The sequence below is a fragment of the Saccharococcus sp. Marseille-Q5394 genome (assembly GCF_946901335.1).
Lineage (GTDB): Bacteria > Bacillota > Bacilli > Bacillales_A > Planococcaceae > Sporosarcina > Sporosarcina luteola_C.
This window is the reverse complement of the sequence record NZ_CAMPPQ010000002.1, coordinates 264609-289564: the sequence shown is the minus strand read 5'-3', so window position 1 is coordinate 289564 and position 24956 is coordinate 264609. Positions and strand designations below refer to the sequence as shown.

The window sequence follows — 24956 nt, the reverse complement described above, 5'->3', positions numbered from 1 at the left end:
GGCTATTCTAATAAACTCTCTTACTATCCTCTTGCATTGTTACTACCTTCACTGTAACAAACATTACGACAATAGGAAATTGGGAAAAATCCGCCTGGATTCGACAGTATCCCCGACTATTCTCTATATCTATCCACCCACCAAAAGGAATTTATATAATTCAAATGAACTAAAAACACCAACCATTAACGCGGTTGGTGTTGGGCAAATTATCAATTCTCTGTTCAATTATACCTAGCAATCAAGCTGTAACATCTCGTTTTATGAATGCCGAAAAGCTGATAAGAAGGAAGACCACGATATAAACGGCCAATACCGCGAGCGAGAAAGGCATCGTCAAGTCAGGCACTAACATCATGCCTGTTTCGAATTGGGTCAAGTCCATATGTGTGAAGAACAAGTACTTTGCAACTTCGTATTGCGATAGCAAGGCACTGATCGTTGAGCCGGTGAAGTAAATGAACAGCGACAGACCGATTGCCAGTGAGCTGGAGCGGAAAACGCTTCCGATTGCAAATGCGAATGTCGAAGTGATGAATACGTTACCGAATGAAAGAAGCAGCATATACAGACTCTTGCTCCAAACCGACCAATCCGATAAGCTCTCTCCTGCCCCCGATTTGAATAAAAGCATCGCCAACAGGATATAGACAACGTAACCAATCAGCATAAGGAAAATGCCAAAGAGATTCACGGTCAGGAATTTGGATACAAGAATCTTCCATCTTTTTACCGGGCGTGTCAGCAGCATCTTAATCGTACCCTGGGAAAACTCGGACGCGACAATGCCCGCTGCAACGATGACCGTCAGCAATAAGACAGTTCCGCCCAGTGAAGATGGATCCTGGATCATCCCTTCCCTTGTCATTTCGCCACCCATATTCTGCAAGCTAATCCATTTCATCAAGCCCATCATTCCGACTGTCAAGACGACAAGAATACCGACCATGATCCATGTTCCTTTTTTATGCCACAATTTCATCCATTCATTTTGCATAAGCTTCAGCAATCTGGCCACCTCCAGTCATCTCTAAGAACTCATCTTCCAACGTTTTCCGATGCGGCTGAACCGCAAACACTTGCAGCCCTTCGGCAATGAACGACTCGACCAGGTCCGGGATTTGATGTTGCTCCGCATTGACGAGCAATCCATCTGTAAACGGCTCCACCGTGAACCCTCCATCCGTAAGCAGTTGCTTCGCCTTTTCCGCCGGCGTTGCTTCAATATAATAGAACGATTCCCGCGCCTCGGACATTTCACGGATATCGATCAGCTTGCCGTTTTGGATGATGGCAATCCGGTCGCACATGAGCTCAATTTCGGAGAGCATATGGCTGGAAACGAAGACGGATACCCCTTCTGTTTCTGCAATCTTACGAAGGTACTGCCTGAATTCACGGATTCCAGCAGGATCGAGTCCATTCGTCGGTTCATCCAAAATCAAGAACTTCGGCCGGTGCAGGATAGCCTGCGCGAGGCCTAAACGTTGACGCATTCCGAGCGAATAGGTCCCTACTTTTTCATGGATACGATTTTGCATCCCGACTTGGCGGACGACATCATCGATCCGCTCCTTCGTCACACCTTTATGCATGCGGGCAAAATGCAGCAAATTCTTATAACCTGACATAAATTTATACATTTCAGGATTCTCAACAATGACACCAACCTTTGAAAGGCCTACCTCGAAGTTGTCCCGCAATGAAACCCCTTCGATGACGATATCGCCCTCCGTCTGCTTCATGAGCCCTACCATCATTCTGATCGTCGTCGTTTTCCCCGCACCATTCGGACCGAGGAAGCCCGTGATCTGCCCCGGATACAGCGACAGATTCAAATTGTCGATGATTTTCTTGCTTCGAATCGTTTTGGATAAATTCTTCAATTCCACTACCGGCTTCATTTTCCCAACTCCCTTTCCACTTGTGAATCTTTGAAAAGTGACACCATCCAGCTCGTTGCATCGATTCCGTAAAAATCCCTTATTTCATCGACCGCCTCATGGGCGATCAACCGCCCGCCCCGCATGACGATGATTTCATCCAGCAGCGGCTCCACTTCCCGAATTTCATGCGTCGACATGATGACCGACTGACGCTCCGGGTCCGTAAAACGAATGAGCCCTTTCGCGATATCTTCCCGGACCATTGGGTCAAGGCCTGAAAACGGTTCGTCGAGCAAGTAGTAATCGGCTTCCCTCGCAAGCGTCACGGCGATTTTCACACGTCCACGGTTCCCTTTGGACAAGCTTTTTATCCGCGAAGTAAGCGACACATTCAGAAATTGCACAATCTCCTTCGCTTTGACCATGTCGAAGTCCTCGAATTGTGATTCGTAGAAATCGATCAGCTGCTGCACGGTAAAGTACGTATAGAAATCATCGGTGTCGGACATATAGGCAACTCGTGAAGCAATACGCCGCGTAATTGGTTGCCCGTCAAACGCCGCGCTGCCGCTATTCGCTGTCAATAAACCCGCCATCATCTTCAATAATGTCGACTTGCCGCTTCCATTTTCACCGACAAGTCCGATCACTTTCCCTCTAGGAATCGACACAGTCACATCCTGCAATGCCCTTTTACTGCCATACTTCTTCACGATATGTTTCAACTCAATCATTTCCGCCACCCCGTTCCTGCAGACACTTTACAATTTCGTCAGTCGTAAATCCGAATGCCGCCACACTTTGAAGGAATGTCGTCACGAGCTGCTCCTTCATTTCATTGCGAAGCGCCTTGATTTTCTCTTGATTTTCCGTCACGAACGATCCCTGCCCCCTTCTTGTCTCAGTGATCTCCATCTGCTCCAACTCCCTGTAGACGCGCTGCATCGTGTTCGCATTCACGCCAACTTCAACTGCGTATTCACGGACGGAAGGCAACTTCTCCCCCGCCTTCAAAGTGCCACGCATAATATCCCCCAAAATCCGGTCGATGAGCTGCTGGTAAATCGGCTTATCCGGTAAAAAATCAATGCTCATCGTCAGTACCTCACTTTCTTTTCAAGCAGGATTGCTCCGCTAACGAATAATACAATTGAAACGGCGATGAAGATTAGTGTGCTGGCGAGAGGATCCATTGTCTTCATTACTACAATCAGAAATCCCCATATGATTACCCCAAACGAGATGGGAATGAGTGTAAGTAGTACTGCCAGCCAACCATGCCTGATTTCTAAAGTTTTATAGACTACCCATATTAGCAAGCCCGCCGTTATCATGAAAATGGTATTGGCAAACAATTTCTGCAGTGTTAGCACTCCTGGGATGATTCCTGCAATACCTCCCAAGAAATAAGCGAATACGCCTAGGACGCCCCAAATCAGAACAAATCCCACCATCAAAAGTAGTACCATTCCCACTTTCACAAATAATAGCTTCCAAATTGAAGCGGGTGAATGCAGCCATAGATCCGGCTGCTTCAAATCCACTTGCAGACTATGCAGGAACAATGCCAGGGCGAAACCGATAAGTATCGTCGAAAACATGTGAGCGAGCTCATCAGGATCCACAATTCCGCCAACCGCCGCAGGTGCAAAACTTGAAACAGCTAGCACGATGAAAATTACGACAAAGGCGAACAGTGAATACCTCAAGAGCACCCACTCTTTTCTCAATAAACCATTCCAGCTCGTCATAGCCTCACCCTCTTCTCAAACAAGGCGATTGCCAAATAGAACAAACCGACAGTGAAGAGAACCGCGAATATAATCTCTCCAGTGTACAAAATTGTATCCGTGACGGTGAAGTAATTGTATTGGAGATCGATTACCGGATTCTTAATAGACATCAAATCGAAACCGCCTACCTGTATGAATTTTCCGTAAAAATCGGAAGCCGTAACCTCACCGTATATCCTTATTGAAATGATGAATAAAAGTAATGTAACGACAAAGGAAAACCCTTTAAGAAAAGGCTTCAACAACTGGTCGATGACGATAAAGAAAAATCCGTAAACCATGAACTGTATGGAAGCGAGAAATACTCCGCCGATCAGAAAACTTCCATAGAACAACAACTCATTGAAAATGGCTTCCCGTTGAGGTGTAATTGCAAAACCAATCGCAACAACAAATGCTGTAACAAGCAAGTACGCCAAGCCCAGTCCAGATGACATCACCATTTTTACCGCCACGAGCTTTACAGTGGAGGCTGTCGAATGAAACCATAAATCAGGCCTTTTCATGTCCTTATTAAACATCATCGAGAACGCAATGATAGGAACCAATATGCATGCACCCGCTGCTACGAAACCAATGACCATCGTCATTTCGAATACGGAAACTTCCCCTGCTACAAGCACCCCCGCAAAGTACGGCAATATAAACAATCCCGCTAGTAGCAGGAAGACCACCACAATGATCTGCCCTCTCCACTGGACCCATTCCTTCCGCAATAAACCATTCCACTGCTTCACCATCTACCCCTCCTGTACTGGTGTATTAGTTACATAGTACACTAATGACAACTGGAATGTAAAGGAAATTGAATAACCTGTATGAAATGAATCGAAAGTCCCGGTGCAGTCATTGAATGGAGTTATCGATCAAATTCCGAAGGTTATCGGTCACTTCCAGGAAGATATCGGTTACTTGAGCGAGGTTATCGGTCACTAATAGGAAGTTATCGGTCATATTCACATTTATATCGTCATTTCAGGACTAATGGATCACCCCATTCATAGAGAGTTTAATTTGTCAGAGGCATTTATCACGACAAAAGAGGGGGACCTATAGAATTCGGCCCGAATAACTTATCACGAAGTAAATAACCCATAAGCAACCCTTATACATATTGTTCCATTTCCCGTCATAGCTTCTCTTGACCAACTCATCTACACTGAAGGTAACAACCTAAAAGGGGCGAATGACGATGACTCAATTTCTTACTGGTATTGACCATATCCAAATCGCGGCACCTCCTCAATCGGAAGAGCAAGCACGCGAATTTTACGGCAACCTGCTCGGAATGGAGGAAATTCCGAAGCCAGAAAACTTGCAAGCCCGTGGCGGCTGCTGGTTTAAATGCGGCTCACATGAAGTCCATATCGGCATCCAGGCCGATTTCATGCCAGCCAAAAAAGCGCATCCCGGCTTCACCGTACATGCGCTTGAACAATTGAAATCCCGATTGGAAACGGCCGGATATGATATTTCAGAAGAACCGCCGATTGCAGGGCGTGCCCGCTATTTCACACATGATCCGTTCGGCAACCGGGTTGAGTTTTTGGAGTTTGAATGAAGTGAGTTAATCCAGGAGCAGACGGACATTTTCAAGTATATCCGCCAGTGCTACCTCATCAATATGTTCGATGAAACTGGCTTCTCTTGCGCGCCAATCTAGACTACGCACCTGGTCGGAAAGCACAATTCCAGAGGTTTTTAATGAATCCTTTAGCATGACTTCAAATGGATAGCCTTTTTGTTTTGAAGTCACAGGACAGACTAGGACTAGTCCTGATTTTTCATTATAAGCGGAAGGCGATAAAACAATAGCCGGGCGTCTTCCCGCTTGTTCTGCCCCGGATTGTGGCGAGAATAATAGCCAGATCAGATCCCCACGTTCCGGCACATACTTCACCATGCTTCTCCTCCCTCTGGCTCTCCAAATTCAATTTCAGAATGAATATTATCTTCTTTGATACCATCAATCATTGCCTGAAGAGACTTTCGTTTTGGCTCGATAATTAAACGATCATTTTCAACGTAAAGGTAAACTTCGGAGTTTTCACGCAGCAATAGTTCATCGCTAACCGTTTTGGGAATACGGATGCCGAGACTATTCCCCCATTTCTTCACTTGGTACATGTCGACACACCACCTTCGTATATACATTGTATATACAAAGGTGTAATATGTCAATTAAGACACAATAATATCCTTCTCCTGCTGATCCAGCCGGTTTAATTCTTCCATCGCTTCATCGTGTTTCCGCCGCAACTGGTCCTGCACGCGGCGAACGTCGTGGAGCACGGTGTTCAACTTGCCCTTCGCATCTGTAATCCGCGAATGGACCGCCCAGTCGGAGAAAATATTATCAAAGAAAATATCCGTAAATGTGAAAATGTCGTTTTGATTCACATTGAACGATTCCGTCGCGGCATTTTGGACGTCCATCAATTCCGTTTCATAATGGCGAAGCGCCCGTTGCGCACGATGTACAAGATCATCCGAACTATTCATTTCCGAATACTTCAGCGCCGAAACGATGAGCCCGCCACCTAAGAACGTATCCCACATGGACAGTCCTTCCGCGTTGCCTAGCTTATCCAGCGCAGCATCCAGCGTCCGTTTCGCTTTATCGCCCGCTTCATACGCCTCGTCAATTTCCCTCACTAACGATCGGATACGAACCCGGTCATCGGCAATTTTCTGCAGCGTCCCATTTGCCACAGTATCATTTTGCCGGATCCACGCCTCTTTCTCCTTTAAGAAATCTTCCCAATCCTCATCGACATAGAGGAAGTCCTCCCGGTTCATCTCGGCGCGCAGCCTCCCGACTTCCGCTTTTAAATCGGTCACCGTCTTTTCGGCTTCATTATATTTCAGCTCAGCCTCCGCGACTTCATTAATCTCCTTTTCCATTTGCTCATCCCATTTGCCTGTCCACTCTTTAATTTTATTCCCAAATGAAAATTTGCCCAACTTCACAACATCCTGCTGCTCCTTAGACAGCTGCCGGTGCAGGCGATCGCGCAACTGGATCGCCTCCTTATATTGCGCCTCCGCCCCGTCGAGACGGCGCTTCACTCGATTCCGTTCATTTCGCAGCATCGTCAGCTCCATTTGCCGTTCATGGATACCCGTCCTCATCGCACTCACTCCTTTCCTCATATACGGAGGAAGGTCAGTTGAGGTTTCAATAAAGCTTGATACAAATCAATGTTTCCAAGACGTTTTAACCGTATGCTAAATCTAGAGGTGATACCGATGAAAAAGCTTTTCATTCTGCTACTCGCATTATTGCTATTGGTTGCTTGCACCCAAGAACCGACAGTCGCCATTCTTCCAGACCCCGCGCCAGATCAAGAGATATCATACTCGGAAGAAGGACTATCACTGGAACTTGTAGAAAGTATATTCGAAGAGTCGCCCGCAGCCATCCACACCATTGTCCGAAACGACAGCGGACAGCCGTACCGTTTAGGCGAATTCTATCATATCGAAATGAAAGTCGACGGCAAGTGGCATGTCATCACCTATTCAGACGCTGTATTCCTGAACAACCCGAGCTTCAGAGATTTCGGCAACATACTGAAAGATGGCGAGGAAGGTCGACAACTATTTTCAGTCGAAGCACTTGGCATCACCCTCATACCGGGTGACTACCGACTCGTCAAAACTTTCCTTTCCATCACGGAGCCATACCACGAAGTTTCCGTCGCCGCCACATTTTCCGTGGAATGAAGGAGGACATGAATTGGAACAGATATTCAAGCAAGACCAAATGAAAAAACCTGCATCTGACCAAGAAATCACACTTGCAGAAGAAACCCTTGGCAGAAAGTTGCCGCCTGATTTTATACAATTATTGAAAATCGCTAATGGGGGATATGTCAACACCGCGCATAGGGCATTCCCCGCGGACTTCCAGATTGAAAGCGGAGATGTTTTCATTGAAGTGGAAGAGATCATGGGCGTGAATGAAGAAGGCATCCTTTTAAGTGACTATTTCATCCAAGAATGGGGATTGCCCCAACAGCTCGTCCTCTTCGCAGGTAGTGGCCATGCCTGGCTCGCCTTTAATTATGAAAATAGGGACACCCCGAATGTCGTCTACGTTGAGCCGGATGATGGGGACGGAAACAACTTCCACGTCTTGGCGGAATCATTCACGGAATTCGTCGATAAACTGACAAAGATATAGTGAAAAAAGCCGCCCTATTATAAGGCGGCTTTCATCAATGTTTAATTTCCCTGCGTAGTTTCCGGTGGTTCCGGCGGGCGGGACCAGTGTCGAATAACCGTTTTTCCGCTTCGGTTTCAGGGTAGACGCCTGGAACCGGTGTCGGCTTGTTGTGTTCATCCATGGCGACCATCGTCAGGAATGATTCCGTTGTCAGCTTTTTATCGCCTGTCAACAGATCCATCGAATGCACCGAGACGAATATTTCCATCGATGTACGCCCTGTTGAGCTGACGACAGCTTCGAGTTCGAGTACATCCCCGACCTTCGCCGACGACAGGAAGTCGACCGAATCGATGGAGGCAGTGACGGCTGCCGCCTTGTTCGAATGTTTCATTGCCGCAATGGCAGCAATTTCATCTATGTATGCCAAGACCTTTCCACCAAAAATCGTCTGCATATGGTTCGTGTCTGGCGGCAATACAAGTTTCGAAATGATTGTGCGTGATTGGCTCATCGGCCGTTGTTCCATAGTTGTCCATCTCCTTATAATTCTCTTCTACAGTATACCCACTTCCAAAAAGGTTGAACAGGCTCACTCGAACAGCATCAGGGAGTAAGGATGTGTGAATGAAAACCCGTCATCCCGCTTCACACTTTCCTCGACAATCCTGCCTCCCTCCATTACATACACTCGATCGCATAAATGCTGCACGACTTTGAGATCATGAGAAATGAACAGAATCGCCATGCCCATCTCCCGATTCATCTTCTGAATAAGCTCTACAATCTCTTTTTGAATCAACCGATCCAGATTGGACACGATTTCATCGCATATCAACAGCTTCGGCTCCACAAGCATTGAGCGCAGCAAATTCACCCGCTGCCGTTCACCGCCGCTTAATTCCGAAGGACACCGGTCCAAATGTTTCTCTTCCAAGCCCACTTTTCCCAGCATCGTTAGGATATAAGCATCCCGATCGCCTTTCATCAACCGTACTGGTTCTTTTAAAATATCACGGACCGTCCAGGAAGGGTTCATAGCAGCGGACGCGTTTTGGAAGACGATTTGACAGGAGGCATAGAAATCACCCGCTGGCGTGAATGAAACCAATCCTTCATCCACAGGCTCCAATTGCATTATCAGGCGCGCCAATGTACTTTTCCCGCTGCCGCTTTCCCCGACGATTCCGACGAGTTCACCGTCGCCTACCGACAAATTAATGTCGTGAAGGATGGTCTTCCTTTGCTTTCCCCTGCCATAGCTTTTCGATAGATGTTCAACCCTCAGCAATTCCTACGCCCCCTTTCCTAAAATCGGCTGTTCAATAAACGTTTTGTATATTCATGCCTCGGCCTCGCCAAGACATCTGCAACTGCACCCGTCTCCACGACTTCTCCTTTTCGCATGACAATCATTTCATCCGCCGCATCTGCGACGACATCCAGATCATGCGTAATGATCAATACCGTCGTGCCGCTCTCATTCAACAATCGAAGCCATCTCAGAAATTCCTTTTGCACGACTTTATCGAGTGCGGACGTCGGCTCATCTGCAATAAGTAAGGCTGGTTCAACATACAAAGCGCAGGCAATCATACATCGTTGCAGCATACCGCCTGATAATTCGAATGGATACCGATTCAAAATATCCCCGGACAAGCTTAGCTTCCCAAGGATCGCCTTCATCTTCTTTCGGAAGCTTTCCTGATCATCACCTACGCGACCTGCGGAAAAGGCATACAGCTGCCGATCCATCTTCACGCTTGGATTAAAGCTGTTCAAAGCGTCTTGGAAGATTGTGAAGAACTCCTTTTTCCGCAATACTGCCATCTCTTCATTCGTCACCTTCAATAAATCGGTGTCCATATAACGGATTTCTCCGGAAGCTAGCGCACCAGTCGGCAACATCCTGAGCAAAGCCGTAACCGTCATGCTTTTCCCACTGCCGCTTTCGCCGATCAATGCTGTTATTTTCCCTTCAGGAATGAAAAACGAGTTGCCTTTTACGACCGGGATTCCATTGATTTCAACCGATAACCCTTTCACCTCAAGCACGGAAACGCCCCCTTCCGGAATGCTTCAACGCTTCGCCGATGAAGTTAATGGAAAGTATCGTCAGGAAGATCAGCAATCCAGGGAAGACACCGATCCACCATGCACCGATCAACAGATCATTTTGTGCATTGTACAGCATATTTCCCCACGATGGAATTGAAGGCGGTATGCCGATTCCGAGGAAGCTGAGCGACACTTCGATGAATACCGCCCCTGCCAAATTGAAGATTGTAACGACGAACAGCGGCGGCAGACTATTGCGCAGCAGATGCCCTGTAAGGATTCTCCAAACCGGTGTGCCGAACATTTTCGCCATCTTTACATATTCCGCATCCTTTAGCCGGATGAATTCCGAGCGGACGATCCGGGCCGTCGTAAACCAGCCCGTCACACCGATGATGAACGTCATTCCCCACATGCCGCCTTGCATGATCGCCTGGAACGCTAAGACAAAAATGAGGGAAGGAATCGAAATAAGGGCTTCCAAAATCCGCATCATGACGCTATCAGTCCATCCGCCGACATACCCGCTGATACCGCCATAGATGACGCCAATGACAAATGACAATGCAACCGATAAGCCTGCAACGGCCAAAGTCACCTTTCCGCCTTGCAATAAACGCGAAAAAACATCCCGGCCAAGATGATCCGTCCCTAATAGATGACCCTCTCCAGGCGGCGAATAAACGGAGTCCAAATCCATTTCATTCACGGGTTGTGTTGCGAGAAGATCGGATAGCATTGTCACTGCAAGGATCAGTCCGAGAAGCGAGCACCAGAAGACAAGTTTCTTCCGAGATTTCATCCGCCCAACTCCCCTTTCCGAAGCTTCGGATCGAGCGTGTACGTAAGCACGTCAATGACAAATAAGCTTATGACGACAATCAGCCCTGTCAGCATGATGCCACCCATCAGCACCGGATAATCCTTCACCATGACGGATTTCACAAGCAATTGGCCAAGACCCGACCATGCAAATAGAGCCTCCACGATGACGGATCCCCCGAAAAACGAAGGGATTGTCACGCCTACATAATTCAAATAAGGGATGAATGCATTCCGTAAGACGCCCCGCCTGATTTCCCGCTCCTCCACGCCGTTCGCCCTAGCCGCCATTACATAATAGCTTCCGATTTCTGCTTTGACACTCTCTTGGAGGAAGCGCGCGTAAAGGCCGACATGCGTCAGAACGACGACGGATGCCGGCATGATGAGATGCTTCATTTTATCAACAAAACCGCCGTCACCGCCCAGGCTTCCCGTCCCGGAAGACGGCAAGACGCCAAGCGTGACAGCGAATAGATAAATGAACAATATCCCGAGCCAAAACGCCGGGATGGAAGAGGATGCGATACTGAACGCCGACAGACCCCTGTCAAGCAGCGACCCAGGTTTCATTCCAGCCGTCATCCCAAGCCAAATCGACCCTATAATAATGAAAAACATCGATACACCGAACAACAGCAATGTATTCGGCAGCCGCTCCCCAAGAATCGAAGCGACGGGACGGCCCTCCTTCGCGGACACGCCAAGATTCCCTTGCACCGTCTCCGTTAACCACGCCCCATATTGGACGATCAATGGACGATCCAGTGCAAAGGCTTTGCTGATCCGCTCCTTTTCAGCAGTGGTCAACGTCTGGGCATTACCTCCGTAATACGCCGTCGCGGAGCTTCCCGGACTTGCATGCATTATGAAAAAAGAGAGGAAGCTCACGATGAAGAGGACGAGTGCCCCTAGCATCATGCGCTTCCCAATCCATTTAACGGTCATTCCATTTCCACTCCTCGACATTCCAAAGGAAACCGGAGCCGTGATGGCCAAGTGTACGCTCCTTCACGCCTTCGATATTTCCGTGAATGCCATAGACTGCATTAACATAAGCGATAAATGCGAATGCCGGATCGTTTGCCAACTCTTCTTGGAAGGCCATATAGCTTGCCTTTCGTTCCTGTTCATCCATTGATAAACGACCTTTTTCAAGCAATGCATCCACGTTTTCATTCGAGTAGCTTCCAAAATTATAACCGGATCCCGTCAAAATTGATTCATCCGAATGGAACAAGATGTACGTATGATGATCCGCGTCATACGGGCTGCCCCATCCGATCATGAAAGCATCCGTCTCTTCAATCGTGATGGCACTCCAGTCAAGCGCCGCCACATTGACATCCGCACCGATCGATTTGTAGCCCTCAGCGACATAATTCGCCATATTGACACGCACTGCGTCGGATGCAGGGGCTGTAATCGTGAAGCCCAGCTTCTGGTCATCCTTATAACGGAAGCCGTCTTCTGCTATTTTCCAACCCGCTTCATCCAGCAACTGTCCGGCTTGCTCGACGTCATAGCTATACGTTTCAATATCTTCATTATGAAAGGCATGCTTTTGGATCGGCGAATACGCCTCTTCCCCGAAGCCTTTCAAAATGCCTTTTACAATTTGCGCCCGATCGATAGCGAAGCTGAATGCCTGTCGAACCCGTACATCTTGCCACAGATTGTTTTGCAGATTGAAAAGAATTCCGCGGTAGTCAGCAGTATCGATATTGTATATTTTCACATGATCGCGCTTTTCCAGTTCACCCACTTGCACCGGATCGAGAAGAGCAATATCCACTTCGCCGGAAGCCAATTGCAATGCCCGCACATTGCTGTCGGGGATGAATTTAAAGATGACTTTAGCAATGGAAGGCTTCGTGCCATGGAAATGCTCATACGCTTTCAACGTCAAGCTGTTGCCGCGGTCCCATCGGTCAAACTGATAAGGTCCAGCGCCAATCGGATGGCTATTGAAGTCCGCTGTCCGCATATCAACACCATTAAACGCGTGCTTCGGCAAAATCGGCAACGTCAATTTATCCAAAATCGGTGTGAAAGGACGCTTGAGTTTCAGTTCAAATTCGAAGTCGCCAATTTTCTTCAATGATTCCACTTCAAGGAAATCAGACTTTAGGAACGAAGCATTCTCGTCATCTAACACACTTTCAATCGTAAATATGACGTCCTCGGCAGTCAGCGGTTCACCGTCGTGGAAACGGATGTCTTCCCGCAACTTGAATGTATATGTCAACTTGTCATCGGACATGTCGAATGACTCTGCGATATCGGCTTTCGGTTCGTTGTTTTCATCGAAACGGAAAAGCCCGCGGAATAAAAGCGCGTCCACGTTCGTCTCCTCAAGAATCGGATTCAGTCCATCAAACTCGGATTCCGAAGCATAGATAAGGCTATTTTCTCTCGCGGCAGGTGCTGCCTTTTTTCCACATCCTGCGACGGCAACGAGCAGGAGCATACTGATTAAGATTAGTAGTATTTTACGTTTATCCATAGTTTACCCCGCTTTATATGAGTGCCGCCAGCTCGGAAAATACCCGTTTCAATTCCTGCTGAAGTCTCCATTGATTCACCCCGAGAAAACGGCAATGCACCGCATTTCCCGCAAGTCTGGTCACGCCCGCCCTTAATCCGTCTCCGACATTCATCGCTTCATGAATCGCCCGCAGATCGATTTCATCGGCCTTTTCCGAAACGAGCCAAATGGAACCGACATACAATGCCTCTTCAAGTAAACCAAGTCCATTTAGATGCAGATTGTCCGGGACGAAATGAAGGCTGTCGAACGCGAGCAGCTCCTCTTCGACGTAGATCTTCATCATTGATTTCAATGAAGAGAAATCGAATACTTCACCGCGCATCTCCCGGCCTGGAGCGATGATTTCACCCCAAAGTAATGTGGCACCCTTCGCAAGACGGATTGTCGTTTCCATCTGGAATTTGGAATCAGCGAATGGGATGATCACTTCCGGCATCCATTCGAGACGCGACTCTTCCTCAAGCTGCACGTCAATCGATTGAACGCACGTTTCGCCCGTATGCGACCGGTACACTTTCAATGCCGATTGCTGGATGATTCTCGCTTTGCTTCCCGGCAACAGGCGGATCGTAATATCATTGCGATCTCCCGCTACCATTCCGCCTGACGACTCCATCACAAATACCGTCGCTGTTGGATCCTTGCCTTCGTACAGCTCACGGCTCGCCTTTAAAGGTGGCTGCTGGAACACATGCGGCATCCGGGTATAGCCTCTTCTTGGCTCAAACACCATATCCAGTTTGCCGTTATGGTGCCTCCGTGCCACTTTACTCACCACTCGCTGTTCCCGCGCCTTCTAAAAGCATATTCCGTTTGATCCAATTGACGATCTGGTCGACATTTTTTCGTGTCCGTACATCCGCTAAAACGTAAGGACGGCCGCCTCTCATCTTCTTCACGTCGCTCTCGTACAGTTCAAGGTCAACGCCGACATGGGGTGCAAGGTCCGTTTTATTGACCAATAAAAGATCTGATCTTGTCAACGCCGGGCCGCCTTTTCTCGGAATATCCTGTCCTTCCGCAACGTCGATTACGTAGATATATCCATCTACAAGTTCAGGGCTGAACGTAGCCGACAAGTTATCCCCGCCGCTCTCTACGAAAACGATATCAAGGTCTTTGAAACGTTCCTTAAGTTCATCGATTGCCGCGAAGTTCATGGAAGCATCTTCACGGATTGCCGTATGCGGGCATCCGCCTGTCTCCACACCAAGAATCCTATCTTCACCCAACACACCGTGATTCATCAGGAATTGAGCATCCTCGCGTGTATATATATCATTCGTAATAACTGCAACGTTGTAGTCTTCATGCATCGCACGGGTCAATGCGTCGACGAGCGATGTCTTGCCCGATCCGACGGGACCCCCAATTCCAATACGTACTGGTTTCATATATAGAAACGCCTCCTGTCATGAAATGAATAATCTTGAATGTAAATATTCGTGCTTCATCGATGCAAGCTCGATGCCTAGCGCATTATTGCTAATATCCTTTTCTGTCAAACCGGCAACTAATCCGGCAGCCGCAACCGCCTCTTCCGCCAGCAGATGCACTGCCTGCACACCGGTATTTTGTCCGAACGGCACCGCGCGTACTGCGTTTGTGACGAGCCCGTTCACCGATGAGAATAAATACGAAAGGACCGCATAATGCGCATCCATATTATTGACGGCGCAATAAATGCCATAAAGGATTGCATAGTGGCCTTTGATTTCATTCGCAGCGATCCGGTTTTTCCACTCGTCGAAAAAAGCATCCTCGACGAGCGGTGAAACCGTTTTGATGAACTGCCTGCCCAAATTGACGCTTGCATCCCTGGACTCCTTCGCAAGCTTGATAGCGCCGCAAAGATTTTCTAAATGCAGAAGCCGATCGATGTCCCGGTCCTTTGCAGCCTTATGCGCCTCCTGAATAAGGATCGCATCGCCATATACGAGATTCTGATAGAGAAAAGTCGTACAAAAAGCGATTAGCTCTTCCTTCGTCCGGATTGCGTCATCCTGGATATACGTCTCCATCCCGTAGGATTGTGTATATGTGCCGATCGGGAACGCCGAATCGTGGATTTGGAGAAGTCTTAGAAACTGTATATCAGTGGGAATGGCCACGGTATTTGAAAGGTTGCTTGAATCGTCGTTCTGTTGTTTCATAGTCCACACCCACCTCATCTAGTAATGGCGCCAACGTGTGATCTGCGCGAACGACAATTTCATCTTTTTCGATTAAAGAAGGGGTATGACGGTTGCCAAGCTCGAATGCGGCCTTGCCCATTTCGACCATATCTTTCGGCCGGATGACGATGACCGATTCCATTTTCGTCCGAATCACGATGGCACGATTGTCGTCTTCAAACAAAAGATCGCCGTATTTCAACGGCTCTTCCTGGTTGAGGCGCAACGCGACATCTGTGCCTTCTGTCGTTTCTGTCCGCAAAATACGCTTGCTTAGTTCTTCCCATTCCAGTTCGACCCACTCGATGCGCTTTCCTGGAATTTCTTCTGTATCACCGATATTGCCTATGATTTTTTCAATTAGCATCTTGCATTCTCCTTCTTTGCAAAGACTCTAGTTCAAGATAAGTTAACATCCAGACTCCGGGTGCCAGGGGCTCGGATCATAAGGCAAAGCCGTTTCGTGGAAAAATCGTCCCACTGCGCGTCTTCGTCTTATGTCTGTCGCCCCTAGGCAGGCACCCTTCGCTTTAAAATAAGAAGTATCTCTGTGCCATAGGTAGAACATCGACTGGTTCGCATGTGGCGAGTTCTCCGTCGATTTTCACTTCGTATGTCTCCGGATCAACATCGATCACCGGCATTTCGCTATTATGCTTCATGTCCGCTTTGGAAACGTTGCGACAATTTTTCACCGTTCCGATCATCTTCTTCAGCCCGAGCTGTTCAGGAAGGCCTTCCTCCACCGCGATTTTCGGTAGGAAGGTCATAGATGAATTTTGTGGTCCTTGCCCGTGGAAGCCATACATCCGGCGGCCCATGAACGGCTGCGGTGTCGGGATCGAAGCATTCGGATCACCTGTCGCTGCATACACGGCGATGCCGCCCTTAATGACAACTGACGCCTTGATGCCGAAAAATGCCGGTTCCCATAAAACGATATCCGCCAATTTCCCATCCTCAATCGAACCGACTTCATGGGAAATCCCTTGGGCGATTGCAGGGTTGATCGTATATTTTGCGATATAACGCTTAACGCGATAATTATCATTGTCCTTCTCTGCTTCCTGCGGGAGTGGACCTCGTTGTTTCTTCATCTTATCCGCCGTCTGCCACGTCCGGATTGCCACTTCCCCGACCCGGCCCATCGCCTGGGAGTCGGATGACATGATGCTAAGAATCCCAAGATCCTGCATAATATCCTCCGCAGCAATCGTCTCCGGACGGATACGTGAATCCGCAAAAGCGACATCTTCCGCCACGTCGCGCTTCAAATGGTGGCACACCATGAGCATGTCCATATGCTCATCGATCGTATTGACTGTAAACGGTTTTGTCGGGTTCGTCGACGCCGGCAATACATTCGGCAGTGACGCCATCTTCAACTGGTCAGGCGCATGGCCTCCACCTGCACCTTCTGTATGGAATACGTGGATGACCCGTCCATTGATTGCATTGATCGTATCCTCGACAAATCCAGCCTCATTCAACGTATCGGAGTGCAGAGCGATCTGAACATCATATTCATCCGCCACCGTCAAGCTTTGGTCCAATGCAGACGGAGTCGCTCCCCAGTCCTCATGGATCTTCAAACCGATTGCACCCGCACGGATCTGTTCAACTAGCGGCGCAGGAAAAGCCGCACTTCCCTTTCCGAAAATACCGATATTCAACGGAATGTCTTCGATTTGCTGAAGCATCCTATGCATATGCCATTTCCCCGGTGTCACCGTAGTCGCAGTGGAACCTGACGCAGGACCTGTCCCTCCGCCGATGAATGTCGTTGTTCCCGCATTCAATGCGACCTCCACCTGTTGTGGACTGATGAGGTGAATATGCGTGTCGATTGCACCCGCTGTCGCAATCAACCCTTCTCCCCCATACACTTCCGTACCGACACCGATGATCATGCCTTGATCGACACCATCCATCGTATTCGGATTCCCCGCCTTGCCAATGCCGGCGATCCTTCCATTCTTGATTCCGATATCTGCCTTCACGATTCCCGTATGATCAATGATTGTGGCATTCGTAATGACCGTATCCAATACCCCGTCTTCGGAAGTTTTTTCACCGTTCTGCCCCATCGACACGCGAAGGGACTTTCCGCCGCCAAAAATACCTTCGTCCCCGTAGGTTGTATAGTCTTTTTCAATTTCAATCCATAAATCGGTATCCGCTAAACGGACCTTGTCGCCCACAGTCGGGCCGAACATCCTTGCATATTGTTCATGTGAAATTTTCACTTAACTGTCAGCTCCTTTAAATCCACCATCCGACGCTTTCTCGACAATTTCATCCTTTTTGTGAGTGGAACCTTCCGTCAACTTATTCAAACCGAATACATGGCGCCTTCCGCCAAACTCGACAAGTTCCACTTCCATCTCCTCGCCCGGCTCAAAACGCACCGCCGTCCCGGAAGGAATATTCAAATGCATGCCGACCGCCTGTTCACGATCGAATTCAAGAAACTTATTCACCTCAATGAAATGAAAATGAGACCCGACTTGAATCGGACGATCGCCTGTATTCGCGACCTTCACCGTTTTCGTATCACGCCCCACATTAATTTCAATCCATCCTTCAGCAGCTTTGATCTCTCCTGGTTTCAAAAGAAAAACCCCCTTCTATTATTGAATTGGGTGATGCACAGTGACCAGTTTCGTTCCATCCGGGAACGTGCACTCGATCTGTACATCTTTCACCATATCACCGACGCCTTCCATCACATCGTCCACCGTCAACAGCTGCTTGCCTTCACTCATCAACTGCCCAACGGACTTTCCGTCACGTGCACCTTCCATGATGAAATGGCAAATAAAAGCCACAGCCTCGGGATAATTTAACTTCACCCCGCGCTCCTTACGCTTGATGGCAAGCTCTCCCGCCACATGCAACATTAGTTTTTCCTGTTCAACTGGTGATAACCTCAACGAAAAACACCCCCGAATTTTTAATCAGACATTTTAGACAACTGTAGACAGTATTCTACTCCGTCCACCTATCCTATTCATTTTTTTTGATTTCTTGTGTCTTGCAAGAGTATGCAATAAAGGGCAGTCTTGCCCGATTGATTGGAACCTGGCACGATGCAGGCCGAAAGAGGTAATTGAGGAGTTACAACGATACTATTATAAGATAACCGAATTTCATTGGCAACTTTAACGGAATCCGGAAGTTTTTTCTTGGGAATCGCGACGTTAGCGGCGATTTCCCCACACTGACGCCCGCGGAGCAAACCTAGTCGGCTGCCCGGATAAGTTTTGTGCGATCTCGGGTCACTTATTTGCGATTTCGAGGGGGTTTTGCGCGAACCGAGGCTAGTTATGCGCGATTTTCAGCAGGTTATGCTCATTTCGGGACCTTTGACTCACAAATAACCCTCAAGAAATTTCCTTAACCAAAAAAAGCCGCCCCGATTTATCAGGACGACTCTACCGGCACTCTCACCGCATCCGACCGTTGCATCACTTCCTCGTCATGCAAGTGGCAGGCAACGAAATGCCCTTCTTCCTTTTCAAGCCATTTCGGTTTCAGCTCTCCGCAGACCGGCATCGCATACGGACAGCGTGTCCGAAAAACGCATCCGGATGGCGGATTGATCGGGCTCGGCAGCTCGCCTTTGAGCAAAATCCTTTCCCTCGATTCCTCAATGTCGGGATCCGGAATCGGAATCGCCGACAGCAGCGCTTCCGTATATGGATGCAACGGCTTATCATACAGCTGCGCACTCGTCGTAAGCTCCACCATATGCCCCAAGTACATGACACCGATCCGGTTGGAAATGTATTTGACCATCGACAAATCATGCGCGATGAACAAATAAGTCAATCCCTTTTCACGTTGCAGCCGCTGAAGCAGTTTGACGACTTGCGCCTGCACCGACACGTCAAGCGCTGAAATCGGCTCATCTGCAATAATGAATTCTGGATCGAGCGCAAGCGACCGGGCAATCCCGATACGCTGCCGTTGACCTCCGGAAAACTCATGGGGATAGCGATTCGCATGATCCCGGTTCAAGCCGACGTCTTCAAGCAATTCATTCACACGCGCCCGCATTTCCGCCTGTGACTTGTACATTCCATGTATCTGCATCGGCTCGGCAATGATTTCGTAAACAGTCGAACGTGGATTCAATGAGGCGTACGGATCCTGGAAAATCATCTGCATCTTCTTCAGGAAGCGCTGGCGTTCGTTATCGGTCATCGTATGGACGCTGCGCCCTTCATAAAGAACTTCGCCGTCCGTTTTATTGTACAGGCCCAGAATCGTCCGTCCTGCGGTCGATTTGCCGCAGCCCGATTCACCGACAAGCCCGAATGTCTCCCCTCTGAAAATGTCGAAGCTGATGCCGTCGACCGCCTTCAGCTTCAACCCTTTACCCACGTCAAAATGGCGTTTCAAGTCCTGTACGGATAAAATCACATCTCCAGCCATTCAACTTCCCCCTTCATCATTGCCGTAACGGCGCACTGCGCACAAATCCCGTTCCAACTTCGAACCTGCAAGTTTCAATAGCTCAATCGATTGCCCCGTCGATGGAGAATGCAGAAGCAACCCATTTCCATAATAAAACCCGACGTGCCGGACATTGCCTTTCCCTTCATCATTTGCAAAGAATAATAGGTCGCCCTTTTCCCATCGCTCCGGTTTATCCATCGGTACTTCCACGCCGCTTTTCGCCTGATCGCCTGCATCCCGTGGTATGAAATGCCCGCAAGCCTTCAGCATATTGTACGTAAAGCCCGAACAGTCAAAGCCGTACGACGACATGCCGCCCCAGAAATACGGAAGATCCAAATAGGCAAGCCCTTCTTCGACGGCGGCTGCCGCATTACGCTTTTTGAATGTGTGGACAGATGCCGCCCGCACAATATCCGCTTTCAGGAGTAACGCCTCTCCGTCCGGCGTTTCCACATGGAAATGGTCGTCGCTTTCATCGGTCAGCGGCAGGATTGTATTGAACGGAACAATGATATGCGGCGTCCCGTCCAAATTCCATAATTGCGATTTCGAAACTGCCACTCTCACAAATCCACCAGCTTCCGCCAACGGAGTCGCCTTCTTCAGTTGACGTAGCGGCACCCATCCCGGATAGCCTCGTTCATCTTTCTTCGATGGCTGCCATACCGCAATCACCTTTGCCCATTCACCCGCGATTTCGTCGACGATAACCGGTTCGCCGTATAGAATTTGCGTCTGTACCCGGTTTCCATTGCAAAGGTCGAGCCTCTCTTCGTACGCTAGCTTCTCCAGCCATTTGTTCAGATGAAGCGGATTTGATACCCCGTCCGTATCCATCTCCCGTGCGGATTCCGGCGAAGTCCAGACTGTCGCAACCGGCACTGCACACGCATACATATTCACTGTCAACTCCGTCATTGTCCTGCCCCCTTCCCAATCAGTCCCATTCCCTTCTGATCCAGCCCGAGCCCAGGTCCTTCAGGCATTCGGATGACCCTTCCTCCATAGACGATCCCGCCTTCGACAATATCCTTCGCAAGCATTAGCGGGGCATCGAAATCGAATCTCGTAATGTTTGGCTGACTCGCTGCAAAATGGGCTGCCGCCGTAATCCCGAGTTTCGTCTCGATCATGCTGCCAACCATGCATTCGACACCATATGTTTCCGCCAAAGCATTGATCTTAAGTGCCTCATGGATACCGCCTGATTTCATAAGTTTGATATTAATCAAATCCGCTGCCCGCCGCTCCAACACACGGAGTGCATCCTTCGCGGAAAACACGCTCTCATCCGCCATGATCGGCGTCAGCGTATGACTCGTCACGTACGCAAGACCATCAATATCATCTGCAAGCACCGGCTGCTCAATCAATTCGATGTCGAGCCCAGCGTCTTCCATTTTACCGATTGCAAAGACAGCCTCTTTCGGCTTCCACCCTTGGTTCGCATCGAGACGGATTTTCGGTCCTGCCCCGACCCGTTCCCGGATGGCACGAATTCGCCCGATGTCCTCGCTGATGTCCCCAATGCCGACTTTTACTTTTAATACGTTGAAGCCTTCCGCAATATAACGCTCCGCATCGTCCGCCATTTCAGCGGCGTCATTGACACTCACCGTGAAGTCGGTTTCGATTTCACTTCTGAATCCGCCGAGCAATTGAAAGAGTGGCATTCCCGCCGACTGGCCAAGCAAATCATGGATGGCCATATCGACGGCGGCCTTCGCACTTGTATTGCGGACGATCGACCGTTTCAGCAGGCGGAAGACCTCCTCGCGATTCCGTAAATCCTTCCCTAGCATAAGTGGAGCAATGACCTCTTCAATCGTGTATGTAATGCTTCCAAGTGAATCGCCCGTGATGACGTGGGTCGGGGGTGCTTCCCCCCAACCGGTTCGTCCGTCTTCACAGGTCACTTTCACGTAGATCGCATAGGCCGTCGTCACCGTTCTAAGCGCCGTTTTAAACGGCTTTGTCAGCGGCACTGCGACGGGAATTGTTTCGATTGAACGGATGCGCATTCATTCCACCCCCGGCAAAATCGTCAATGTCTTATGATCTGCGTCAAGTTTCGCGTCGACCCCTAACGGAATCGCGAAATGCGGCTCACAGTGGCCTATCTTGAAGCCCTCCACAACCGGCTTGTTCAAGCCGCCCAAATAATGGCGGAACACTTCATCCAACGACAAGGTCCTTTGTTGCTTTTTCGGCTCAACGTCAGAGAAATCGCCGATGATGATGCCCGTAGCGTCTGCAAGTTTTCCTGCCATGCGCAGTTGGTTTAACATGCCATCGACCCGATACGGTTCCTCGCCGACATCCTCAATGAACAGCAGCTTGCCCTTCGTATCGATTTCGAATTTCGTCCCGATCGTATTCGATAGCAATGATAGATTTCCACCAACAAGCTCCCCTTGTGCACTGCCCCCTGCAATTGCGTTCAGCGGTGAAATCTCTTCCGTATAATGAAGCTCCATCGGCTCGAACAGCTGTTGGAACATTTTTGCCGACAGTTCGCTGAAACTGTCTTTTCCGACGCACGAAGCGAGCATCGGGCCATGGAAGGTGACAAGATCCGAATAAAGACCGATTGCGGTATGGAGGAAGGTGATGTCGCTGAATCCCCAGAACACTTTCGGGTTTTCCCGGATCAGCTGCAAATCCAACCGATCGGTGTAGCGTGCCGAACCGTAGCCGCCCCCCGCACAAATGATGCCGCTGATCGAAGGATCCGCAAACATGTCTTCCAAATCCTGCAGCCGTTCATCATCCGTCCCCGCCAAATAGCCGTTAACATTTTTCACATGTTGTCCGAATTTCCATTTCAGGCCAAGCTGTTCCAGAAAAGCGAGCGAACGCTCAAGATTCTCTTGATTCGGCGGGCTCGATGGCGCGACAATCCCAATCGTATCCCCCGGCTGAAGCCTTTTCGGTCGTACTCTCATTTCCCTGCACCTCTTTCAATCAAAATCATCGTACTCACGCATAATATCATTCAAATACGCATAAATTTCAATTCTCGCGCATAAATCACTGGAATTACGCATAAACGCTCGCAAACACGCATAAATCATTTTATTCACGCATAAACTCGCTGACACGCGCATAACACCTGCAACTAGTTCATGAATTGTCGAAAGGCATTTGGCGCGACTAACCGCTTACATTCAATTGAATTTCCCGCGTACTCAAATGGGAAAGTCGCGGCGCCATGACGGACACCGCGACTTGTTCATTCATTAGTTCTTATCTGCGTATTTCAAGTCGACATAGCCGACAGGGTGGCGCAGAATGCCGGAAACGCCTTCTTTTTCAAGTGATGTCGAGTTGTAGAAATATAGTGGGAATACAGGCATTTCATCCATGAGAAGCTTATCAGCCTGTTTCAACAACTCCCAACGTTTGTTTTCGTCCGTTTCATTTTTAATGTCCGCAATGAGCTTATCATATTCAGCATTCGACCATGTTGTACGGTTCATGGAAGAGCCGGTGATAAAGCTTTCAAGCGCGTTCACAGGGTCTGCATAGTCATGCAGGAATGAGGAACGGGACATTTGATATTTGAACTCTTTTTGCTCGGAAAGGAATACTCCGCTTTCCACGTTTTGCAGCTCTGCGTCAACGCCGAGCACTTCTTTGAACTTGGATTGAAGGGCGATCGCGATGTTCTGATGCGATTCGCTCGTTGAATAAGAGAGTGTCACTTTCGGAAGCTCCGTATAGCCTTCCTCTTTCATTCCTTCTTCTAAAAGCTGTTTCGCTTTTTCCGGATTGAAGGAGACGAGGTCGCCTACTGTTTCACGGAATTCTTTACCGTCCGGCCCGATGAAGCCGTAAGTGACGAAGCCATGTGCCGGCTTCTCGCCATTTTTTGTTACAAAATTGACGATTTCCTCTTGATCAACCGCATAAGCGAATGCTTGGCGGATCTTTTTATTCGTAAATGGCTCCATTGACGTGTTGAAGCGGTAGAAATACAAGCCTGCTTGGTCATCGATGCGAAGTTCTTTGCTGTCCTTTAATTGATCCGCAATTTCAGACGGTACGCCCGTCACGTCCAACTCATTGGATTGATACATTTGATAAGCTGTCGTCGTGTCATTGACCATTGCCCAGTGGACTTTATCCAACTTGACTGCGTCAGCATCCCAATAATGTTCGTTCTTTTGAAATTCGAAGCTTACATCGTGGCTCCATGCGGACAATTTAAATGGTCCGTTCCCTACGAAAGTTGCAGCTTCCGTATGCCAAGTCGGATCGGCTGAAGCCACCTTTTCGTTGATCGGGAAGAAGCTTGGGTTTGTGATAATATTCAAAAATGCTTCGTTCGGTGACGTCAATTTGACGACGAACGTCTTTTCGTCCTTCGCTTCGATTGCGATGTCATCAGCAGAACCTTCCCCAGTATTGTACTCTTCCGCTCCTTCGATGAAGTATGCTAGGAATGCCGCTGGTGAAGCTGTTTCCGGATTCAGCATATGTTTCCAAGCGAATACGAAATCGCCAGCTACGACCGGATCCCCGTTCGACCATTTTGCGCCATCACGGATTGTGAATGTATACGTCAATCCGTCATCGGAGACATCGATTTTTTCAGCTGTCGCTTCGACCGCTTTATGGTCCTTATCAAGACGTGTCAGACCTTCCATGATATTGTTCAGTGCACTCCAGGACACTGCGTTGAACCCGATGGATGGATCGAACGATGTCGGCTCTTCGCCGTTATTCATGAGGAGAATCTTCTCGCCGGCAGCCTCATCTTCCTTCTTGCCTTCTTCTTTTCCATCTTCCGTCTTCGTATTTTCCGCCGGTTTTTCAGGCTCCTTGCCCGCTTCCTTGTTTGCAGTACATGCCGCAAGAACAAGTGCAAGCATTGCCACCATCAAAAATGATAACCACTTCTTCATACCGATAGCCCCCTTGTTGATATATGACTTACAAAGCACTTTCGTGCGTGATACCGAGTAAAGAGTTTCCGCTACAGGCGGACGCTTTCCACGGGCGAGCGGTGAGCCTCCTCAGTCGCTTCGCTCCCTGCGG

Annotated in this window: 30 protein-coding genes; 3 read left to right on the top strand and 27 right to left on the bottom strand. The window is 48.8% G+C overall.

What is annotated here, in order from left to right; translation table 11 throughout:
- Window positions 1–241 precede the first annotated feature (241 nt).
- Genes OC538_RS11850 through OC538_RS11825 form a run of 6 tightly spaced genes read right to left on the bottom strand, consistent with a single transcriptional unit; the run spans window position 242 to window position 4416 of the window.
- Entirely contained in the window at window positions 242–1018 is a 777-nt protein-coding gene (locus tag OC538_RS11850; RefSeq protein WP_316044306.1) for an ABC transporter permease, read from the bottom strand.
- Complete coding sequence (locus tag OC538_RS11845) at window positions 987–1904, bottom strand: ABC transporter ATP-binding protein (protein WP_251695618.1); 918 nt, start codon at window positions 1902–1904, stop codon at window positions 987–989. The genes OC538_RS11850 and OC538_RS11845 overlap by 32 nt, the downstream gene beginning before the upstream one ends.
- Complete coding sequence (locus tag OC538_RS11840) at window positions 1901–2620, bottom strand: ABC transporter ATP-binding protein (protein ID WP_251695619.1); 720 nt, start codon at window positions 2618–2620, stop codon at window positions 1901–1903. The genes OC538_RS11845 and OC538_RS11840 overlap by 4 nt, the downstream gene beginning before the upstream one ends.
- A complete protein-coding gene (locus OC538_RS11835; protein WP_251695620.1) occupies window positions 2613–2981 on the bottom strand; it encodes a GntR family transcriptional regulator in 369 nt (122 codons plus the stop codon). The genes OC538_RS11840 and OC538_RS11835 overlap by 8 nt, the downstream gene beginning before the upstream one ends.
- A 2-nt stretch (window positions 2982–2983) precedes the next feature.
- Window positions 2984–3637, bottom strand: a complete 654-nt coding sequence (locus OC538_RS11830) for a hypothetical protein (protein WP_251695621.1) — start codon at window positions 3635–3637, stop codon at window positions 2984–2986.
- Entirely contained in the window at window positions 3634–4416 is a 783-nt protein-coding gene (locus tag OC538_RS11825; protein ID WP_251695622.1) for a hypothetical protein, read from the bottom strand. Before OC538_RS11825 ends, OC538_RS11830 begins: the two co-directional genes overlap by 4 nt.
- 455 nt (window positions 4417–4871) lie before the next feature.
- Here OC538_RS11825 and OC538_RS11820 point away from each other — a divergent pair, with 455 nt between their 5' ends.
- The gene (locus OC538_RS11820; RefSeq protein ID WP_251695623.1) at window positions 4872–5240 is read left to right on the top strand and encodes a VOC family protein; all 369 of its coding nucleotides are present in this window, start codon (window positions 4872–4874) and stop codon (window positions 5238–5240) included.
- A 6-nt stretch (window positions 5241–5246) separates the two neighbouring features.
- Here OC538_RS11820 and mazF read toward each other — a convergent pair whose 3' ends face one another.
- From mazF to OC538_RS11805, 3 genes are read right to left on the bottom strand one after another with little or no spacing between them, the layout of a single operon-like run.
- Window positions 5247–5582 (bottom strand): endoribonuclease MazF, encoded by a 336-nt coding sequence (gene mazF, locus OC538_RS11815; RefSeq protein ID WP_251695624.1) that lies wholly within the window; start codon window positions 5580–5582, stop codon window positions 5247–5249.
- Window positions 5576–5806, bottom strand: coding sequence for an AbrB/MazE/SpoVT family DNA-binding domain-containing protein (locus OC538_RS11810; protein ID WP_251695625.1), 231 nt, complete (start codon window positions 5804–5806; stop codon window positions 5576–5578). The genes mazF and OC538_RS11810 overlap by 7 nt, the downstream gene beginning before the upstream one ends.
- 54 nt (window positions 5807–5860) lie before the next feature.
- Window positions 5861–6811 carry a hypothetical protein gene (locus tag OC538_RS11805; RefSeq protein ID WP_251695626.1) on the bottom strand — a complete coding sequence of 317 codons (951 nt, stop codon included), beginning with the start codon at window positions 6809–6811 and terminating at the stop codon, window positions 5861–5863.
- 117 nt (window positions 6812–6928) lie between these two features.
- Between OC538_RS11805 and OC538_RS11800 the strand changes: the two genes are divergently transcribed.
- Complete coding sequence (locus OC538_RS11800) at window positions 6929–7405, top strand: immunoglobulin-like domain-containing protein (protein ID WP_251695627.1); 477 nt, start codon at window positions 6929–6931, stop codon at window positions 7403–7405.
- Window positions 7406–7418: 13 nt separating this feature from the next.
- Complete coding sequence (locus OC538_RS11795; RefSeq protein WP_251695628.1) at window positions 7419–7865, top strand: SMI1/KNR4 family protein; 447 nt, start codon at window positions 7419–7421, stop codon at window positions 7863–7865.
- A gap of 34 nt (window positions 7866–7899) precedes the next feature.
- Here OC538_RS11795 and OC538_RS11790 read toward each other — a convergent pair whose 3' ends face one another.
- The 18 genes from OC538_RS11790 to OC538_RS11705 all read right to left on the bottom strand — a co-directional run bounded on the left by OC538_RS11790 (window position 7900) and on the right by OC538_RS11705 (window position 24823).
- Window positions 7900–8376: an acyl-CoA thioesterase gene (locus tag OC538_RS11790; RefSeq protein WP_251695629.1), complete on the bottom strand. Its 477-nt coding sequence runs from the start codon at window positions 8374–8376 to the stop codon at window positions 7900–7902.
- 63 nt (window positions 8377–8439) lie between these two features.
- A complete protein-coding gene (locus OC538_RS11785) occupies window positions 8440–9138 on the bottom strand; it encodes an ABC transporter ATP-binding protein (RefSeq protein WP_251695630.1) in 699 nt (232 codons plus the stop codon).
- Between the two features lie 17 nt (window positions 9139–9155).
- Window positions 9156–9902, bottom strand: coding sequence for an ABC transporter ATP-binding protein (locus OC538_RS11780; RefSeq protein ID WP_251695631.1), 747 nt, complete (start codon window positions 9900–9902; stop codon window positions 9156–9158).
- On the bottom strand, window positions 9895–10707 hold the full coding sequence (locus OC538_RS11775; RefSeq protein WP_251695632.1) for an ABC transporter permease: 813 nt from the start codon (window positions 10705–10707) through the stop codon (window positions 9895–9897). Before OC538_RS11775 ends, OC538_RS11780 begins: the two co-directional genes overlap by 8 nt.
- Window positions 10704–11675: an ABC transporter permease gene (locus OC538_RS11770; RefSeq protein ID WP_251695633.1), complete on the bottom strand. Its 972-nt coding sequence runs from the start codon at window positions 11673–11675 to the stop codon at window positions 10704–10706. Before OC538_RS11770 ends, OC538_RS11775 begins: the two co-directional genes overlap by 4 nt.
- On the bottom strand, window positions 11665–13233 hold the full coding sequence (locus OC538_RS11765) for an ABC transporter substrate-binding protein (RefSeq protein WP_251695634.1): 1569 nt from the start codon (window positions 13231–13233) through the stop codon (window positions 11665–11667). The genes OC538_RS11770 and OC538_RS11765 overlap by 11 nt, the downstream gene beginning before the upstream one ends.
- Before the next feature lie 13 nt (window positions 13234–13246).
- Window positions 13247–14053 carry an urease accessory protein UreD gene (locus OC538_RS11760; RefSeq protein WP_251695635.1) on the bottom strand — a complete coding sequence of 269 codons (807 nt, stop codon included), beginning with the start codon at window positions 14051–14053 and terminating at the stop codon, window positions 13247–13249.
- The gene (gene ureG, locus OC538_RS11755; RefSeq protein WP_251695636.1) at window positions 14046–14672 is read right to left on the bottom strand and encodes an urease accessory protein UreG; all 627 of its coding nucleotides are present in this window, start codon (window positions 14670–14672) and stop codon (window positions 14046–14048) included. Before ureG ends, OC538_RS11760 begins: the two co-directional genes overlap by 8 nt.
- An 18-nt stretch (window positions 14673–14690) precedes the next feature.
- Entirely contained in the window at window positions 14691–15431 is a 741-nt protein-coding gene (locus OC538_RS11750) for an urease accessory protein UreF (protein WP_251695637.1), read from the bottom strand.
- Entirely contained in the window at window positions 15373–15819 is a 447-nt protein-coding gene (locus OC538_RS11745; RefSeq protein WP_251695638.1) for an urease accessory protein UreE, read from the bottom strand. Before OC538_RS11745 ends, OC538_RS11750 begins: the two co-directional genes overlap by 59 nt.
- 163 nt (window positions 15820–15982) lie before the next feature.
- The gene (ureC, locus tag OC538_RS11740) at window positions 15983–17698 is read right to left on the bottom strand and encodes an urease subunit alpha (protein WP_262175597.1); all 1716 of its coding nucleotides are present in this window, start codon (window positions 17696–17698) and stop codon (window positions 15983–15985) included.
- Window positions 17699–18064 carry an urease subunit beta gene (ureB, locus tag OC538_RS11735; RefSeq protein ID WP_251695639.1) on the bottom strand — a complete coding sequence of 122 codons (366 nt, stop codon included), beginning with the start codon at window positions 18062–18064 and terminating at the stop codon, window positions 17699–17701.
- Window positions 18065–18082: 18 nt separating this feature from the next.
- Window positions 18083–18385: an urease subunit gamma gene (ureA, locus tag OC538_RS11730; protein WP_251695640.1), complete on the bottom strand. Its 303-nt coding sequence runs from the start codon at window positions 18383–18385 to the stop codon at window positions 18083–18085.
- Window positions 18386–18875: 490 nt separating this feature from the next.
- Window positions 18876–19889 carry an ABC transporter ATP-binding protein gene (locus tag OC538_RS11725; RefSeq protein ID WP_251695641.1) on the bottom strand — a complete coding sequence of 338 codons (1014 nt, stop codon included), beginning with the start codon at window positions 19887–19889 and terminating at the stop codon, window positions 18876–18878.
- The gene (locus OC538_RS11720; RefSeq protein WP_251695642.1) at window positions 19890–20834 is read right to left on the bottom strand and encodes a C40 family peptidase; all 945 of its coding nucleotides are present in this window, start codon (window positions 20832–20834) and stop codon (window positions 19890–19892) included.
- Complete coding sequence (locus tag OC538_RS11715) at window positions 20831–21937, bottom strand: mandelate racemase/muconate lactonizing enzyme family protein (RefSeq protein ID WP_251695643.1); 1107 nt, start codon at window positions 21935–21937, stop codon at window positions 20831–20833. The genes OC538_RS11720 and OC538_RS11715 overlap by 4 nt, the downstream gene beginning before the upstream one ends.
- Complete coding sequence (locus tag OC538_RS11710) at window positions 21938–22861, bottom strand: LD-carboxypeptidase (RefSeq protein WP_251695644.1); 924 nt, start codon at window positions 22859–22861, stop codon at window positions 21938–21940. It lies immediately after the preceding gene.
- Window positions 22862–23155: 294 nt separating this feature from the next.
- The gene (locus OC538_RS11705; protein ID WP_251695645.1) at window positions 23156–24823 is read right to left on the bottom strand and encodes a peptide ABC transporter substrate-binding protein; all 1668 of its coding nucleotides are present in this window, start codon (window positions 24821–24823) and stop codon (window positions 23156–23158) included.
- Window positions 24824–24956 lie beyond the last annotated feature (133 nt).